This is a genomic window from Flavobacterium sp. GSP27 (genome assembly GCF_003970395.1).
Taxonomy (GTDB): Bacteria; Bacteroidota; Bacteroidia; order Flavobacteriales; family Flavobacteriaceae; genus Flavobacterium.
The window spans coordinates 75,905-93,166 of the sequence record NZ_RYDP01000014.1 but is presented as its reverse complement, the minus strand read 5'-3'; the positions used below and the strand labels follow the sequence as shown (position 1 = coordinate 93,166).

The 17,262-nt window shown below is 35.4% G+C and carries 15 protein-coding genes and 1 pseudogene; 12 read left to right on the top strand and 4 right to left on the bottom strand.

Annotated elements, in window-relative coordinates; translation table 11 throughout:
* Positions 1-1,471 precede the first annotated feature (1,471 nt).
* Positions 1,472-1,561, bottom strand: a pseudogene (locus EKM05_RS12245) (transposase); the annotation flags it as partial.
* Between the two features lie 275 nt (positions 1,562-1,836).
* Here EKM05_RS12245 and EKM05_RS14690 point away from each other — a divergent pair.
* From EKM05_RS14690 to EKM05_RS12220, 6 genes are all read left to right on the top strand, one after another.
* Complete coding sequence (locus EKM05_RS14690; protein WP_233590907.1) at positions 1,837-2,238, top strand: GIY-YIG nuclease family protein; 402 nt, start codon at positions 1,837-1,839, stop codon at positions 2,236-2,238.
* A gap of 127 nt (positions 2,239-2,365) precedes the next feature.
* A complete protein-coding gene (locus tag EKM05_RS14685; RefSeq protein ID WP_233590906.1) occupies positions 2,366-2,548 on the top strand; it encodes a hypothetical protein in 183 nt (60 codons plus the stop codon).
* A gap of 241 nt (positions 2,549-2,789) precedes the next feature.
* Entirely contained in the window at positions 2,790-3,803 is a 1,014-nt protein-coding gene (locus EKM05_RS12235) for a M28 family metallopeptidase (protein ID WP_126460895.1), read from the top strand.
* Positions 3,804-4,073: 270 nt separating this feature from the next.
* On the top strand, positions 4,074-4,652 hold the full coding sequence (locus tag EKM05_RS12230; protein WP_126555663.1) for a non-canonical purine NTP diphosphatase: 579 nt from the start codon (positions 4,074-4,076) through the stop codon (positions 4,650-4,652).
* Positions 4,653-4,856: 204 nt separating this feature from the next.
* A complete protein-coding gene (locus tag EKM05_RS12225) occupies positions 4,857-6,779 on the top strand; it encodes a DEAD/DEAH box helicase (protein WP_126460901.1) in 1,923 nt (640 codons plus the stop codon).
* Positions 6,780-6,867: 88 nt separating this feature from the next.
* Positions 6,868-7,635: a carboxypeptidase-like regulatory domain-containing protein gene (locus EKM05_RS12220; RefSeq protein WP_126460905.1), complete on the top strand. Its 768-nt coding sequence runs from the start codon at positions 6,868-6,870 to the stop codon at positions 7,633-7,635.
* A 354-nt stretch (positions 7,636-7,989) separates the two neighbouring features.
* Here the strand turns inward: EKM05_RS12220 and EKM05_RS12210 are convergent, their stop codons facing one another.
* On the bottom strand, positions 7,990-9,453 hold the full coding sequence (locus EKM05_RS12210; protein WP_126555659.1) for an aminoacyl-histidine dipeptidase: 1,464 nt from the start codon (positions 9,451-9,453) through the stop codon (positions 7,990-7,992).
* Positions 9,454-9,562: 109 nt separating this feature from the next.
* Between EKM05_RS12210 and EKM05_RS12205 the strand changes: the two genes are divergently transcribed.
* Entirely contained in the window at positions 9,563-10,630 is a 1,068-nt protein-coding gene (locus EKM05_RS12205; RefSeq protein ID WP_126555656.1) for a DUF3810 domain-containing protein, read from the top strand.
* Between the two features lie 25 nt (positions 10,631-10,655).
* Here EKM05_RS12205 and EKM05_RS12200 read toward each other — a convergent pair whose 3' ends face one another.
* Complete coding sequence (locus EKM05_RS12200; RefSeq protein WP_126555653.1) at positions 10,656-11,960, bottom strand: NAD(P)/FAD-dependent oxidoreductase; 1,305 nt, start codon at positions 11,958-11,960, stop codon at positions 10,656-10,658.
* A gap of 432 nt (positions 11,961-12,392) precedes the next feature.
* On the opposite strand from EKM05_RS12200, the gene thrS reads away from it, so the two are divergent.
* The 4 genes from thrS to rplT all read left to right on the top strand — a co-directional run bounded on the left by thrS (position 12,393) and on the right by rplT (position 15,765).
* Positions 12,393-14,339: a threonine--tRNA ligase gene (thrS, locus tag EKM05_RS12195; protein ID WP_126460917.1), complete on the top strand. Its 1,947-nt coding sequence runs from the start codon at positions 12,393-12,395 to the stop codon at positions 14,337-14,339.
* Positions 14,340-14,355: 16 nt separating this feature from the next.
* Positions 14,356-14,913, top strand: a complete 558-nt coding sequence (gene infC, locus EKM05_RS12190; RefSeq protein WP_370273076.1) for a translation initiation factor IF-3 — start codon at positions 14,356-14,358, stop codon at positions 14,911-14,913.
* A 140-nt stretch (positions 14,914-15,053) separates the two neighbouring features.
* Positions 15,054-15,251, top strand: a complete 198-nt coding sequence (rpmI, locus tag EKM05_RS12185; protein ID WP_022827375.1) for a 50S ribosomal protein L35 — start codon at positions 15,054-15,056, stop codon at positions 15,249-15,251.
* A gap of 169 nt (positions 15,252-15,420) precedes the next feature.
* The gene (gene rplT, locus EKM05_RS12180) at positions 15,421-15,765 is read left to right on the top strand and encodes a 50S ribosomal protein L20 (protein WP_035633036.1); all 345 of its coding nucleotides are present in this window, start codon (positions 15,421-15,423) and stop codon (positions 15,763-15,765) included.
* 104 nt (positions 15,766-15,869) lie between these two features.
* On the opposite strand, the gene EKM05_RS12175 is transcribed toward rplT, so the two are convergent.
* The gene (locus tag EKM05_RS12175; protein WP_126555650.1) at positions 15,870-16,730 is read right to left on the bottom strand and encodes a hypothetical protein; all 861 of its coding nucleotides are present in this window, start codon (positions 16,728-16,730) and stop codon (positions 15,870-15,872) included.
* 338 nt (positions 16,731-17,068) lie between these two features.
* On the opposite strand from EKM05_RS12175, the gene EKM05_RS14435 reads away from it, so the two are divergent.
* Positions 17,069-17,233, top strand: a complete 165-nt coding sequence (locus tag EKM05_RS14435; RefSeq protein ID WP_156063249.1) for a hypothetical protein — start codon at positions 17,069-17,071, stop codon at positions 17,231-17,233.
* Positions 17,234-17,262: the final 29 nt, after the last annotated feature.

Sequence of the window (17,262 nt, the reverse complement as noted above, 5' to 3'; positions counted from 1 at the left end):
TATCAATCTGTCAAGGAACATTGCGCGTTTTGCGGGGTGCAAAGGTAACATCCGTTTTCTATTCTCACAAGCTTTATCGAATCTTTTTTTGAAAATAAATTTTCCTTTTGATCTAAGTAACTTGCCAGTATTTTAAAGAACTTCTAAACCATTACCTCTCTATAATTATATTCTAATTAATGTTCGGTAAACTTGTTTGCGGGTGCAAAACTACACCCTTTATTCGCTTTTACAAGCTTTTTAATCCCTTTTTTTTGACCTTTTCTTAACTTTTTCTTTAACTAGCTGATATCACGTTTTTTGAAGATCAAAGTTTTTTCTTTATAACCCTACCCGCCTCCAAAGTATACCCATTCTTTCTCTAAAACGACTATTCCAACTGCAATACTAACACTTCGATTCCTTTTCTTTCTTTGCCAAATATTTCGAAATACAGCTATAGCTGCTCTTTTACCCGCTCTTCGTTTCGCTTTTCTAATTCATAGGGTGCTTTACCTCCATTATTGAAGTCTAAAATTAATCCAACTAATGGTTTTGTGCTATATAGATGGGATAGTGTGTTAAATTGTACTATTGCTTTTATATCCTATATATAAGGTATCATTATATACATCAAAACAACTAAAAGTTCTAAACTAAGAAAGCACGCGTTAGGGATAGTAGTGAAAAGCCCGCAAGAAAGTGGAGCGTAACGCAACTTTATGAGGACTTGTAGCGGATAGCCCGACTCCTTATATAAAAAGAGACTACTACACGCTATAGTAATTCCTCTTTTTATATATGGAGGAACGCTCAAATAATAGCTTAACGCCTTTAGTTTTCTACCTTTTATAGGGTCACGTTAGAAATTACGGATTTGTCTTGTAGCAAAATGTCACTATCACCGGCATATTGATCTTTTGATTTTATTAAAAGCCAGGTGTTTTAGTATTTCGTTTTCAGTTTCACTAATATGAATTTGCTTTTGAGTTTTTTTTCATTAAGAATAAAACTGAGATGTCCTTTTTGTAAATCGGTTATTAGTTTGCATATCCAGTTTTACCATGCTCTGAGATTTATTTGCTTTAAACAGAATAGAAGTAATCCATTTAAACAACATAAATTTATTTAATGCATATTATTACAAACATTAATAAAAACTTATGAATAAAAAAACCCACCTTTGTAATTAGATAATTAATATATTCCCTCAGCTAAAAAAAGAATAATTAAGGATTTTAATGAGTGGGTTACAAAAAAATTGTTGACGGAATTGCAGTATGTCCTTTCGTGCTAAAAATTTGCGCTGTAATATTTTCCTTTTCTAATATTTTGAATTAGTAAACAAATACTAGAATTTTAGCGATGAAAACAGATGCCTATTGTATTCGCTTAACTTTTAACCAACCAAAAGTTGAGCGGTGCAATTCCTCTTCCACTGGATATTCCGGGGCAAACTGAACACCCTATTCCGGTTTAAACTGTACATGTGATTGCTGATGGCGATTTTATGGGTGTATCTCCCCGAATATTCCACCACCTGACTTGAACCGCCAAAAGGTTGCTTAGCAAATACCATGAATCCTGCCGGATTTGTTAGTATTCATTGCCATTTCCTAAAAGGATCACTTTATGTTTTGTGATGTTAAGAGCAATTTTCAACCCTTTTTACGGACTGTTTTATTTTAATAATCATAAGCGACTTTTACCAGAACGAATTTTAATTGTAGTTTAAATAACATATATTTACTCAATGATTAACAAAACACAGTTCGTTTAGAGGTTTTTATCCCGATCCTTCAGGAGAATTGACGTTATGTGTCAAGTATACCTAAAATCGGAGAAAAATAACGAATTATGACTGAACAATTTTCACAAAAGACACAAGAAGAATTAAAATCTTATGTTTATATTCTAATTGACCCAAGAGATAACAAAATATTCTATTTTGGAAAAGGTTATGGAAATCGTGTTTTTTCTCATATTAATGAAGCAATATTTAATCCAAGCGAAACTGAAAAATTAGAAATTATCAGAGTAATTAAAATAGAAAATTTAAAAGTAAAACACTTTATAATTAGACACGGATTAGAAGAAAATGAAGCTCTAATAGTTAAATCTGTTTTAATTGATTTTTTGACCTTTAGGGATTTTGCAGAAATTGCTAAAATTTCAAATATCGTCGCTAGACATAATTCATTAACCAAGGAATTAAAACTGTTAATGAATGTGAAATACTTTACAATTGTGAAGAATTAAAAAAAGAAAATATTGAACATACAGTTTTAGTAATTAATATAAATAAAACATACGATAATAAACGAAAAAAGAAAAGTGAAAATCCAGTTTATGACAGACCCAATATTTACGAAGCAACTAGAGGTTGGTGGGTATTAGACAAAACAGAGCAGAAAATTCAGAGCTTGTTTTAGCCGAATATAAAGGTGTAATAAGAGCAATATTTAAACCTGAAAAATGGGTTCAAGATATTGAATATAGAGGCACAAAAAGATGGGGATTTGAAGGTTCAGAAATTATTTCAAAAGAAATTCTTGATATATATGAATAAAATAGTGCCTAAAATTAGAGGAATGGCAAATCCTATTCGTTATTTTGAAAAAATATAATAGTAAAAAAAACCAGCCAATAACATTTAGCAAACTAGAACATTTAAAACAGCCGTTCTTATGAAGAAACTCGATTGATTTCTTTCCTAAAAGCAGCCTGTTATTTTTTATTAACTTTATTCTAGTCCTTATTATAGTATTCCTTTTGCCCTATAAACCTTTATTAACCTACATTAAAAAAAAATGAAAAAATTCTCTTTATTATCCTTCATGATTCTTCTAACCATCAGCTGTGCTTCTCAAGAATCTAGCGTTGCTCGTGTTGATCCTACAAAATACATGAATACAATAACAGCTGACGAACTTAAAACGCACCTTTATATTGTTGCTTCAGACGAAATGGAAGGCCGTGAAACAGGATCTGCCGGACAAAAAAAAGCGGGGATGTACCTCATTGATCAATATAATAAAAATGCGGTTCCCTTTCCTACAGGCGCTTCCGACTATTACCAAAAAATTCCTGCCGCCTTCCTAAATGCAAAACGCAATGAAAACTTACCGGATTCTGAAAACATTTGGGCCTATATTGAGGGTTCTGAAAAACCAAATGAGGTCTTGGTCATTTCTGCCCATTACGACCACGTAGGGACAAAAAACGGAGAAATTTATAACGGCGCTGATGATGATGGTTCCGGAACTGTTGCTTTGTTAGAAATTGCACAAGCATTCCAAATAGCTAAAAAAGCAGGTCATGGTCCAAAACGCTCCATCCTATTTCTCCATGTTACCGGCGAAGAACATGGTCTACATGGCTCCCGATATTATTCTGAAAATCCTCTATTCCCATTAGCCAATACAATAACTAATATCAATATTGACATGATAGGCCGTCGCGATGATGCCCACGCCAGCAGCAATAATTACGTATACGTCATTGGTGCCAATCGATTATCAACTGATCTGGATAACATTTGTACCTTTGCAAATGCTAAATACACCAATCTTGTTTTGGATTACAAATTCAATGACCCAAAAGATCCAAATCATTTTTACGAACGTTCTGACCATTATAATTTTGCCAAAAACGGTGTGCCTTCTGTTTTCTTTTTTAATGGCGTCCATGCTGATTACCACAAACCTACTGATAGTCCGGACAAAATTGAATATGATGCCTTGACTAAAAGAGCCCAGTTTGCATTTGTAACCGCCTGGGAACTGGCAAACCGCGCCGAAAGACCTATGGTAGATAAAAAATAAAGTTTGTATTTGGGCACATCCACGCTTTCACTAGCGTTACAGCGTGGTCGGGCTATTCGTTACAATCTTTTATATCTTGTCAGGATTAAAAACCCTGACAAAATATAAAAGGATTTCCACTGCTATCCCTTGTGCAAACCCACAAGGAACGGATTGTCTCATTTATTAATTCATTTGCAGTCCAATAAAAAACTTCAAATTCTATCTAAATAATTTTACCGGACAACACTGTTTTTAAAAAATGTATATTTGACAACCTAAACTAAAAAAATGCAACTCGTTTTCGCTTCCAGCAATAAAAATAAAATTTTCGAATTACAAAGCATGCTTCCTAAAACCATAACCATTGTAAGTTTAGAAAGTATCGGTTGTCTTGAAGACATACCGGAAACAAGCGATACGATTGAAGGCAATGCCATTCAGAAAGCAAATTACATCACTGAAAAATATGGATGCGATTGTTTTGCAGACGATACTGGACTCGAAGTCCATTCCTTAAATGGAGCACCCGGCGTTTATTCTGCCAGATATGCAGGCGAGCAACGCAATGCAAATGATAATATGACTAAATTATTAGATGCCCTTTTGGATAAAGAGGATAGAAAAGCACAATTCAAAACAGTTATAGCACTAAATCTAAACGGGAAACAATATCTGTTTACCGGAATTGCTGGTGGTGAAATAACCTTAAAGAAAACTGGTAATCAAGGTTTTGGTTACGATCCGATCTTTCAACCTGATGGCTATCAGGAAACTTTTGCCGAATTATCATTAGATATAAAAAACAAAATAAGCCATAGAGGAAAAGCAACACAAAAACTGATTCATTTTCTAAAGACGAATAAATAAACGATTCAATTGTACTATTTTTATAACAAAAACTTGAATTCCAAATAAAAATTTCACACTAAATACACCAAATCAAAACGATTAATTTTCAAACAAAACGATAACATTCTGATAATCAAATTATAATAAATTGTAAAATCTTAAAATAGCATTAGTTTATATGAATTATAAACAGTAATTTTGCACCCTATTTTAAAAATACATATGAATAAATTTGAACAATTAGGATTGAGTGAATCGTTACTGAAGGCGATTTTAGATCTAGGATTTGAAAATCCGACCGAAGTACAGGAGAAAGCGATTCCCCTATTATTGGAAAAAGACACAGATATGGTTGCGTTGGCTCAGACAGGGACAGGGAAAACGGCAGCATTTGGATTTCCAGTTATTCAGAAAATTGATGCCAACAACAGAAATACTCAAGCATTAATTTTATCTCCAACACGCGAACTTTGTTTGCAGATTACCAACGAAATTAAAAACTACTCTAAATACGAAAAAGGTATTAATGTGGTAGCAGTTTACGGTGGAGCTAGCATTACAGATCAAGCGAGAGACATAAAGAGAGGCGCGCAAATTATTGTAGCAACTCCAGGAAGAATGCAAGATATGATTAATAGAGGTTTGGTAAACATCTCTCAAATCAACTATTGTATTCTTGACGAAGCTGACGAAATGTTGAACATGGGTTTTTACGAAGATATCGTAAACATCCTTTCTACTACGCCAGACGAAAAAAGCACTTGGTTGTTTTCAGCTACAATGCCTGCCGAAGTAGCACGAATTGGAAAACAATTCATGAAAGACCCAATTGAAATTACAGTTGGAGCTAAAAATTCAGGTTCTGCTACAGTTTCTCACGAATTTTACCTTGTAAATGCTCGTGATCGTTACGAAGCTTTGAAACGTTTAGCCGATGCTAATCCAGATATTTTCTCAGTAGTATTTTGTCGTACCAAAAGAGATACGCAAGCTGTTGCTGAAAAATTAGTTGAAGACGGATACAGTGCTGCTGCATTGCACGGAGATTTATCTCAAGCGCAACGTGATGGTGTAATGAAATCTTTTAGAGGAAGACAAATCCAAATGCTTGTCGCTACTGATGTTGCTGCACGTGGAATTGATGTTGATAACATTACTCACGTAGTAAATTACCAATTACCAGACGAAATTGAAACTTACAATCACCGTTCAGGTCGTACTGGCCGTGCTGGTAAATTAGGAACTTCTATCGTAATCGTAACTAAAAGCGAATTGCGCAAGATTTCTTCAATTGAAAGAATCATCAAACAAAAATTCGAAGAAAAAACGATTCCTTCTGGAATTGAAATCTGCGAAATCCAATTATTACACTTAGCTAATAAAATTAAAGATGTAGAAGTTGATCACGAAATTGACAACTATCTTCCTGCAATTAACAGCGTTCTTGAAGATTTATCGAAAGAGGAATTAATCAAGAAAATGGTTTCGGTTGAATTTAACCGTTTTATCAATTATTACAAGAAAACTAGAGATATTTCTAATCAAGCTTCAGGTTCTGAAAGACGTGAGCGCGACGATAGAGATGGTGCTCCGAGAGAAAACAACAATGGTGGCGCAACACGATATTTTGTGAACATAGGTTCTAGAGATAACTTTGACTGGATGTCATTGAAAGATTACCTGAAAGAAACATTAGACTTAGGTCGTGATGACGTTTTCAAAGTAGATGTAAAAGAAGGATTCTCTTTCTTTAACACAGATCCGGAACATACCGATAAAGTAATGGAAGTATTGAACAATGTTCAATTAGAAGGACGTAGAATCAATGTTGAAATTTCTAAAAACGATGGTGGCGGAAGACGTGATCATAACGGAAGAAGTTCTGGCGGAAGTTTTGGCGGAGGTCGTTCTGGTGGCGAAAGAAGTTCAGCTCCAAGAAGAGAAGGTAGTTTTGCTCCAAGAAGAGAAGGTTCTGGTGGATTTAGAAGCGACAGAAATTCTGCTCCTAGAGAAGGTGGTTTCGGAGCAAGAAGAGAAGGCGGTTTTTCATCTGACAGACCTCGAACAGAAGGTTCTGACAGAGCACCAAGACGTTCTGAAAGCTTTGGTGACACACCAAGACCAAGAAGACCAAGAAGAGACTAACATTCATTGTTAATATTCTTATAATTATATACTGAAACTACAAAATATTTAATCCTGTTTTATTACTTTTAAAGTCTTAAATCAGTTTATGAAATATTTTGTAGTTTTCTTTTTTTTAGTACTATCTGTACCTGCTTTTGCGCAAGTTAAGAAACCTTCCCAGAAAGTTGATGGTGTCATCATCAGTAACACAACTAGAGAACCATTATCTAGTGTAAACATCATTAATATTAATAAAGTCAGAGGAGCGACAACCGATTCAAGAGGCCATTTTGAAATCGATGTACAACTAAATGACACACTTCACATTACCAGTCTCGGATTCCAATCGCTTCGTGTACGAGTTACTAATGACTGGATAAAAAATAAAAGCACCAAAATACAGCTAACAGAAAAAGCAATTGCTCTTGAAGAAATAGTTATAAGACCTTTTAATCTAACCGGATATCTTGAAGTAGATACTAAAATCATTCCTATCAGTGAAAATTACCGCTACAGTATTTCCGGATTAACACAAGGATACGAGGCAGGTGAATATTCCCCAAATGCATTTGGAAGAGTATTGGGCTCCATCTTTAATCCAGCAGATATGCTTTATAATTTCTTTGGTAACAACCCCAAAGAACTCAAGAAACTAAAAGAATTAAAAAAGGATGATACCGTTCGAAATCTTTTGGAATCAAAATTCGACAGAGAAACTATTGCGGTACTTTTAGGTATTGACAAAAATGAAATTCCTGAAATTTTGCAACGCTGCAACTACTCTGAATCGTTTATAAAAACAGCAAACGACCTACAAATCATGGATGCCATCAGTGGCTGTTATGAAGAATATAAAGTTTTAAAGATAAAATAAAACATACTCTTATATTGAAATTTTGCCATTTCCATAAATTAAATCATTCCTCAATTCTTAAAGAAATTGGGGCTTTTTTAAAGTAATATTTCAAACAAATCAAAAATATTATATACATTTACCTACATCAAGAATTAAAAACAAAACCTAAATACTCCTATTATGGCAAAAAGTCAAGACGCGAAGAAAACCGCAAAGAAAGAGCCTTTAAAAACGGCTAAAGAAAAGAAAGAAGAAAAAAGAGACAAGAAAAACACTCCCAAAAGAGACTAATTATTAGTGAGCAGTGAGCAGTTTTTAGTATTCAGTTACAAATAGACTGAATACTAAAAACTGATTACTGAACACTTTGTTTTATTTGACTGGAATAGTAGCTAAAATTTCCAAAACAAATTTCCAAAATTTCTGAGAAGAAGAAATACTAGCTCTTTCATCAGGGGAATGCGCTCCGTGAATGGTTGGCCCAAAGGAAATCATATCCATATCCGGATAATTTGTCCCTAGAATTCCACATTCTAATCCTGCGTGACACGCCACTACTTTTGGTTTTTCACCGTTTTGTTTTTCGTAGATTGGCACCAAAACATCCAAAATTTCAGATTCTGAATTTGGTGTCCAACCAGGATACGCACCTGAAAATTCTACTTCACAACCCATTAGTTCAAAAGCGGAACGCAGCGCATTGGCCAAATCAAATTTAGCCGTTTCAACAGAAGAACGTGTTAAACATTGTACTGAAAGTTGTCCATCACCTACAATTACTTTGGCAATATTATTCGATGTTTCTACTAAATCTGCAAAATCAGCACTCATGCTGTACACTCCGTTGTGCGCCGTATACATAGATCGTACAAAATAAAACTGAGCAATTGTAGGCATTACTCTAGCAGGAGCTGCCTCCATTTTTTCAAAAACAACTTCTAAATTTGGCTCTGTCGTTTTAAGTTCCGTTTTGATTTCGTTTACAATTTGCTGCATGTCAAAAACAAAAGCTTCATCATATACCTCGGCAATAATTACTTTAGTTTGACTTTCACGCGGAATTGCATTGCGTAAACTTCCTCCTTTTATTTCGGAGATTTGCAAACCAAAATTATCAAAACCATCAAATAACAATCGGTTCATAATTTTATTGGCATTACCTAACCCTTTATGAATATCCATTCCGGAGTGGCCGCCTTTCAGGCCTTTTACAGTAATTGTATACCCCACAGAACCTTCGGGAGTGGCCTCTTCATCATACTCTGCAGTGGCCGTCACATCAATTCCTCCTGCACAACCAATATCTATTTCATCATCTTCTTCCGTATCCATATTTAAAAGAATTTGACCTTGCAGAATACCTCCTTTTAAGTTCAGTGCTCCTGTCATTCCTGTTTCTTCGTCAATAGTAAACAAAGCTTCTATTGCAGGATGCGGAATATCAGTACTTTCTAAAATTGCCATAATCGCAGCAACTCCAAGACCGTTATCAGCACCAAGCGTTGTTCCTCGAGCACGAACCCAATCTCCATCTACATACATATCGATTCCTTGGGTATCAAAATCAAAAACAGTATCAGCATTTTTTTGGTGCACCATATCCAAATGTCCTTGAAGTACGATAGCTTTTCGGTTTTCCATACCAGCAGTTGCCGGTTTTCGGATAATTACGTTTCGAATTTCATCTTCAAAAGTCTCTAATCCAAGGCTTTCGCCAAATTTTTTTATGAACGCAATCACACGATCTTCCTTTTTAGAAGGACGAGGCACGGCATTCAAATCGGCAAACTTGTTCCAAAGTGCTTTTGGTTCCAGACTTCTTATTTCTTGACTCATTTATTTGTGTTTGAGGTTTAACATTTACAAGTCCCAAAGTTACAAAGTTTAAATTCCTTACGGTAGTAATTGATATTGTAATTATATTTACATTTCCAAAATTCAACCATTGAAAACAAAATATTTCCTTTCCTCCTTTCTATTTATCCAAATACTGCTTTTACAAATTATTTCCTTCTATCCGGAACAGGTAGAAGAATGGTATAGCAATGGTCTCTACCCGATACTTTCGTTGTTCTCGAGAACCATTCTGGGAGAAATTCCATTTTCCATAGGCGATTGTCTCTATTTCATAGTTATTTTATTTGTTTTCAAATGGCTTTGGAACAAACGAAAAACATGGAAATCCAATTGGAAAGACACCCTTTTGAGTATATTGAGCTTTGTTTCGGTTTTTTACTTTTTGTTTCATGTACTTTGGGCACTGAATTATTACCGTGAACCGCTTTTTGAAAAAATGGAAATTCAAAAAGACTATTCAGATGCTGATTTATTGGCTTTCACCAAAAAAATAATTGCCAAAACCAATGCCGTTCAAAACCAACTCACAAAAAATGACAGCTTGAAAGTGGTATTCCCGTACTCTCAAGAACAGGTTTTTGAAATGAGTATGAATGGATATAAAAACCTGGAAGCGGAACATCCTTACTTCGCCTATTCAAACCTAAGTACTAAAAAATCGTTAATTAGTTTGCCCTTGACCTACATGGGCTTTGGAGGCTATTTGAATCCGTTTACCAATGAAGCACAGGTTAATTACCTAGGTCCAATGTACAGTTTCCCCATGACTACTAATCATGAAATGGCACACCAAATAGGCTTTGCAAGCGAAAGTGAATGCAATTTTATTGGGTATTTAGCTTCGGTCAAAAATGATGATTTGTATATTCAATATTCAGGGTACAGCATGGCTTTGCGATATTGTTTAAGCAACTGGAAGGCCCGAGACGAGGTGGTTTTTAAACAATTATTAAACACTGTTCATCCCGGTATTATCAAAAACTACAAAGAAAGTGAGCATTTCTGGAAGCAATACGACACGATTATCGACAAAGGATTCCATGCTTTTTATGATCAATTCCTGAAAGCAAACCAGCAAAAAGACGGCATCGAGGGCTATAGTAAATTTATAAATTTGATGGTAAATTATTACAAGGAAAGAAGTTATGAGTTATAAATAAGACTTTAAAATTCATGATTTTCTATACTTCATCGCTGGTAAATGTCGTAAAACTTTTCTTTTTGTAGGGTCTGATAATCAAACGGCCTTCCCGATCAAAACGAATGTAGTTGTAGACCCAATTCAGGAATACGACGGCTTTATTTTTGAAACCAATCAGTGAAAACAAGTGGACAAACATCCAGACAAACCAGGCAAAAACACCGCTGAAATGGTATCCCGGCAAATCGACTACCGCTTTATTCCTTCCTATGGTTGCCATAGAACCTTTATCATTATATTCAAAAGCTTCCATGGGTTTATTTTCAATTAATTTTATTAAGTTTTCGCCCAATAATTTCCCTTGCTGCATCGCAGGTTGCGCCATCATGGGATGTCCTTGCGGATAGGTTTCGGATTCCATGGAAGCAATATCACCCACTGCAAAAATAGTATCATAACCAATCACTTGATTGAATTCATTGACCCGTATACGTTCTGCTTTTTCAACTAGTGCTGCTGCATCCAGTCCAGCAACAACCGCACCTTGAACGCCTGCTGTCCAAATCAGAGTGGCAGTTTCAAACGTTAAATTGGAATTTGTCGTTATAGTACGTCCATCATAATTAGTAACACGTACGTTTTTCCAGATTTTTACGCCTAAACTGACCAGAAATTTTTCGGCAGCTAAAGAGGATTCTTCGCTCATAGTATTCAGTATTCTATCCCCACTTTGAATGAGATTGATTTCCATTTTAGCAATATCAAGATCCGGATAATCTTTTTGGAGAATGGCTTTTTTCATTTCAGCTAAAGCACCTGATAGCTCTACTCCTGTTGGTCCTCCCCCAACCAGGACAAAATTGATGAGACTGTTTTGTTCGGCTGCATCTGTGGTTAAAACGGCTTGTTCGAAATTTTCAAGAATCAGGCTTCGAATATTGAGTGATTGCGGTATGGTTTTCATGGCCATACTGTTGCGCTCAATTTCCTTATTGCCAAAATAATTCGTTTTGGAACCCGTGGCAATCACGAGATAATCATAGCTTAATACTCCAATTTCAGCAATAATTTTTTTGTTTTCGGCATCAATTTCCTGAACATTGGTGAGTCTAAAATAAACATCATCGTATTCCTGAATGACTTTTCGAATGGGATAAGCAATAGAACCAGCTTCAAGACCGCCTGTAGCAACTTGATACAGCAGTGGTTGGAAAGTATGGTAATTGTGTTTATCTAAAAGGACAACCTGGACTTTTTTATTTTTGAGTTTTTTAGCTAACGCAATTCCGGCAAAGCCACCGCCTATAATAACTATTCTGGGTAAAGGTGAGTTTGGGATGTTCATTTTTATTGAAATATTTTTTAAAGGTGCTAAAGAATCAAAGATACAACGTTTTAAAATGTGAATTGACAAAGTGAAGGGTGAGAAGTAAATGGTAAAGAGTCAAATTAAACATTTTCAAAATTGGATTTTATTCCGCAAGATCAGGATCTTATTTTTTTTTAAAGTCCGTCAGAAAACTAATCGTGTAATTGAGTTTTGATAAATGTGAAAAGGCTTTTCCTTTGTTTTACGAAAGAAAAGCGTGCAATAGTATAGTAGAAAACGAACGAAACGAACTAAAAAAGCAGACAACTCCCCAAAATAAATGATTGCTTTTCATTTGTTTATAATCCGTTATGATTTTGTATTTACACCCATATAGCAACAAACCTTACTTATATATTGTGTGTATTTCTGCAATGCGCTATATTTGCATTCTTAAAATAATAAACAATGATTAAGATTACTTTGCCCGACGGGTCAGTTAAAGAGTTTGCTTCAGGGGTAACACCGATGGATGTTGCTAAAAGCATTAGTGAAGGATTTGCCAGAAATGTGATTTCGGCTTCTTTTGATGGTACAACTATTGAAACCACAACTCCTTTGACGACAGACGGCAGTCTTATCTTGTATACCTGGAATGACGAGGGCGGAAAAAAAGCATTCTGGCACTCTACTTCGCATGTTATGGCACAGGTTCTGGAGGAAATGTACCCAGGAATCAAATTAACGCTCGGACCAGCAATATCTAATGGATTTTATTATGATGTGGATTTTGAAGATCAAAAAATAACGGACGCGGATTTTAAGAAAATTGAGGATCGTGTTCTTGAAATAGCAAGAGGAAAACATGAATTCAAGCTACGTCCTGTATCTAAAAAAGCCGCTTTAGAATTATACAAAGACAACGTTTATAAAACAGAAATGATAACCAATCTTGAGGACGGAACGATTACGTTTTGCGATCATGATACGTTTACTGACTTATGCCGCGGTGGTCATATTCCAAATACTGGAATCATCAAAGCGATGAAAATAATGAGTGTTGCCGGTGCCTACTGGCGCGGTGATGAAAAAAACAAACAGTTGACCCGGGTTTACGGAACTTCGTTTCCTAAACAAAAGGATCTTACGGAATACCTTTTATTACTAGAAGAGGCAAAGCGTCGCGACCATAGAAAACTAGGAAAGGAATTAGAGTTATTTGCTTTTTCACAAAAAGTTGGAGCAGGCTTACCGTTATGGTTGCCAAAAGGAGCTGCATTGAGAGATCGTTTAGAACAGTTTTTAAAAAAAGCACAGAAGAAAGCGGGTTATGAGCAAGTAATTACGCCACATATAGGTCAGAAGGAATTGTATGTCACTTCAGGACATTATGCTAAGTATGGTGCTGATAGTTTTCAACCTATAAGCACTCCTGCTGAAGGTGAAGAGTTTTTATTGAAACCGATGAACTGTCCCCATCACTGCGAAATTTATAATGTAAGACCATGGTCCTACAAAGATTTACCAAAACGTTATGCTGAATTTGGAACCGTTTACAGATACGAACAAAGTGGTGAATTGCACGGATTAACCCGTGTAAGAGGATTTACACAGGATGACGCCCATATTTTTTGTACACCGGAACAACTGGATGAAGAATTCAAGAAAGTAATTGACTTGGTATTGTATGTATTTGGTTCATTAGGATTCGAAAACTTTACCGCTCAGATTTCTTTGAGAGACAAAGAAAACAGAGATAAGTATATTGGTAGTGATGAAAATTGGGAAAAAGCAGAAAATGCGATTATTAATGCTGCTGCAGATAAAGGGCTGAACACCGTCGTTGAATATGGTGAAGCCGCTTTCTATGGTCCAAAATTGGATTTCATGGTAAAAGATGCTTTGGGAAGACAATGGCAATTAGGAACCATTCAAGTAGATTATAACCTGCCGGAACGTTTTGATTTGACCTACAAAGGATCTGACAATGAATTACACAGACCGGTGATGATTCACAGAGCTCCTTTTGGATCAATGGAACGCTTTATTGCTATTTTATTAGAACATACTGCAGGAAATTTCCCTCTTTGGTTAATGCCGGAACAAGCTATAATATTGTCTTTGAGCGAGAAATATGAAATATATGCGAAAAAAGTTTTAGATTTGCTAGAAAATCACGAAATTCGCGCCCTCATAGATAATAGAAACGAGACAATCGGGAAGAAAATCAGAGATGCCGAAATGCAAAAAACCCCGTTTATGTTGATCGTAGGCGAGGAAGAAGAGAGAAACGGAACCATCTCTATCCGTCGTCACGGACAAGAAGGAAAGGGAAATATCAGCGTTACAATAGACGAATTTGTTGCTATTGTAAATGAAGAGATCAATAAAACATTAAAAGTATTTACAGTTTAACTTAAATTATAAAGTCATAGCAATAAGAAGCAACAGAGGTTACCAACCTCGCGTAGAAAAAAAAGATGCACACAGAATAAACAGTCTTATTCGTGGTGTACAAGAAGTAAGACTTGTAGGAGAGAACATTGAGCCAGGAGTTTTTAAACTTTCGGAAGCTCTAAGATTAGCGGATCAATTTGAATTGGATCTTGTTGAGATTTCTCCAAATGCAGAACCACCGGTGTGCAAAATCATGGATTACAAGAAATTTGTTTACGAACAAAAGAAACGTGATAAGATCCTAAAAGCGAAATCTACACAAGTTGTTGTGAAAGAAATCCGTTTTGGCCCACAGACCGATGAGCATGATTATGAGTTTAAGAGAAAGAATGCAGAAAAATTCTTGAAAGAAGGAGCCAAATTGAAAGCATTCGTTTTCTTCAAAGGGCGTTCAATCATATACAAGGACCAAGGTCAAATCTTATTGTTGAGATTGGCAACAGATCTTGAAGAATTTGGAAAAGTAGAAGCCATGCCTGTTCTGGAAGGAAAGAGAATGATCATGTTCATCGCTCCTAAAAAGAAAAAGTAATATCCTCCCCTAACCCTTCCGAAGGAAGGGAACAAAAAAAAAGGAGAAACAAATATAACTTCTCGTCACCCTCCCCTTTGGTAAGGGCTGGGGAGAGGAAAAAATAAGTAAGTACGAATAAATTAAAACACTAGGAAAAAATGCCTAAAATGAAAACCAAATCTAGCGCCAAGAAACGTTTTAAAGTTACTGGTTCTGGAAAGATTAAAAGAAAGCATGCTTTTAAAAGTCACATTTTGACTAAAAAGTCTAAAAAACGTAAATTAGCATTGACTCACTCTGCGCTAGTTCACAAAACAGATATGAAAAGCATCAAACAACAATTAAGAATTATTTAATAAGTCTTAAAGTTGCAAAGTCAAAGGTCTTAAAGCCTTTGGACATTCGACTTTAAAACTTTTGACTAAATAGTCTTTAGGTTAAAACAATTTAAAATAACCTTGGAGTACGGCCATTAAGCGCTTTTGATTTAATTCAAGCCGCCTGCTACAAAAAACAATAAAAATTATGCCAAGATCGGTAAATTCAGTTGCTAAAAGAGCAAGAAGAAAAAAAATAATGAAGCAAGCCAAAGGTTTCTTTGGTAGACGTAAAAACGTTTGGACAGTTGCTAAGAATGCGGTAGAGAAAGCAATGTGCTACGCTTACCGTGACAGAAAAGTGAACAAAAGAAATTTCCGTGCATTATGGATTCAACGTATCAACGCTGGAGCTAGATTGGAAGGAATGTCTTATTCACAATTCATGGGTAAAGTAAAAGCTAACGGAATCGAATTGAACCGTAAAGTGCTTGCTGATTTAGCAATGAATCACCCAGAAGCTTTCAAAGCTGTACTTAATAAAGTAAAATAAACGTTTTATAACTCAATTTAGATTACTTACTTATATAAAAAACCCAATCCGAAAGATTGGGTTTTTTTGTTTACATACTGTTCAGCTTAACTGCTTCTACACCATCATTGCATTAAATTATACTTTTTGATAATGTACTTGGTAATAGGCTTTAGTGGTTTTCCCGTTACTGGGTGAAATCCTGACATATTGAAAAGTTCTATCACTCCATCACGCTTACAATACCACACGATAGGTGTCTCTTTATTAAAGAATTGCAACGTACTACTACAATCTACTTTCTTTAATTTCATTACCTCCTCATCAATGGAACTACTAATTCCAAACTGTCCATAGTCATTCAAGCAATCTACTGCTACATAATAATTCCCCTCCCATTTCATACAGTCCTTCTTTGCAAAAAAAACTCCTTTTACAGTATATCCCATAAAAAATAATACCATCAAAATAGCAAGAATAATTCCTGATTTTCTCCAATGCGCATATTGAGAGATTCCTGCTAGAACATTATTAGTAGGGTCCACTAATTGAATACCAACATCGGTCATTCTCTTTTTTTGAAACGCTTTAACACTTTCTTGAGCATCTCTTTCGCTACTCTTACCATGGAGTAAATACGTATTATAAGGCCTTGGAATAAAATCTACCAAAATGGCTGCTAATTCTATTCTAGCCGCAGTATCAGAATCTTTCTGTCCTTTTAGAAAGGATATAATGGGTTTAAATTTTCCGAGATCAAAATTTTCAATTACCCGTCTCAAAGTATCCTCCGCTTTAGCATCAAAAAACATTTTAAATACATTTTCATCTGCATTGGACAGGCCATTACCCAATTTCATCAAGCATAGATTCCGCAATTGTGCAGGGGTTGGATTTAATAATATTCCCGACACTTCATCCATTTTAGATACTTGATATTCTACTTTAATGGCACGTTTATACTCCTCAAAAGTAATTTTATTCATACTCCTATTTTGGTATTTATAAGCATTAGTCGGAAACTATCAGAATTACCGGAATTACCGGAATTCCTTTGAGAACAAACTGCACTATCCTCATTCCTTTGCTTAAGAATTCTTTGCTGTCTTGAATTGCAATCAAGACAAATGTACAAAACTAGTTCTTAAAAAAAGTGCTACAAAACAGCCTGGTCGGTCTATTCGGGAAGTATAGATGGTCCTATTCTGTTTTCAGCACACTTACTTCCCCAAAAAGCAAATCTTTTATGGTAGGATAATCCTGATAACAATTCGATTTCGAAATCGGACTGACCAACCCATATTTAATTTTAATTCAAAAAAAAATGAAAAGAATACTACTAGTATCGTGTTTAATCATTGCCGGAATTGCAATGGTTTCCTGTACCAATGACGAAGTACAAACCACTCCAGATAACAAACAACAAGTATCCGCAGATGATACAGGAGGAGGTGCGAATGGACAAACTAAAATTCCTCCTCCAAAATAACAATACAAATATAGAATTAAATCCATATC

Coding starts and splice junctions, on each gene's coding strand:
- EKM05_RS12210 (WP_126555659.1), bottom strand. CDS start 9,453: ATGAGTCAAGAAATAAGAAGTCTGGAACCAAAAGCACTTTGGAACAAG.
- EKM05_RS12225 (WP_126460901.1), top strand. CDS start 4,857: ATGAATAAATTTGAACAATTAGGATTGAGTGAATCGTTACTGAAGGCG.
- EKM05_RS14690 (WP_233590907.1), top strand. CDS start 1,837: ATGACTGAACAATTTTCACAAAAGACACAAGAAGAATTAAAATCTTAT.
- thrS (WP_126460917.1), top strand. CDS start 12,393: ATGATTAAGATTACTTTGCCCGACGGGTCAGTTAAAGAGTTTGCTTCA.
- rpmI (WP_022827375.1), top strand. CDS start 15,054: ATGCCTAAAATGAAAACCAAATCTAGCGCCAAGAAACGTTTTAAAGTT.
- EKM05_RS12175 (WP_126555650.1), bottom strand. CDS start 16,730: ATGAATAAAATTACTTTTGAGGAGTATAAACGTGCCATTAAAGTAGAA.
- EKM05_RS14435 (WP_156063249.1), top strand. CDS start 17,069: ATGAAAAGAATACTACTAGTATCGTGTTTAATCATTGCCGGAATTGCA.
- EKM05_RS12220 (WP_126460905.1), top strand. CDS start 6,868: ATGAAATATTTTGTAGTTTTCTTTTTTTTAGTACTATCTGTACCTGCT.
- rplT (WP_035633036.1), top strand. CDS start 15,421: ATGCCAAGATCGGTAAATTCAGTTGCTAAAAGAGCAAGAAGAAAAAAA.
- EKM05_RS12235 (WP_126460895.1), top strand. CDS start 2,790: ATGAAAAAATTCTCTTTATTATCCTTCATGATTCTTCTAACCATCAGC.
- EKM05_RS12230 (WP_126555663.1), top strand. CDS start 4,074: ATGCAACTCGTTTTCGCTTCCAGCAATAAAAATAAAATTTTCGAATTA.
- EKM05_RS12200 (WP_126555653.1), bottom strand. CDS start 11,960: ATGAACATCCCAAACTCACCTTTACCCAGAATAGTTATTATAGGCGGT.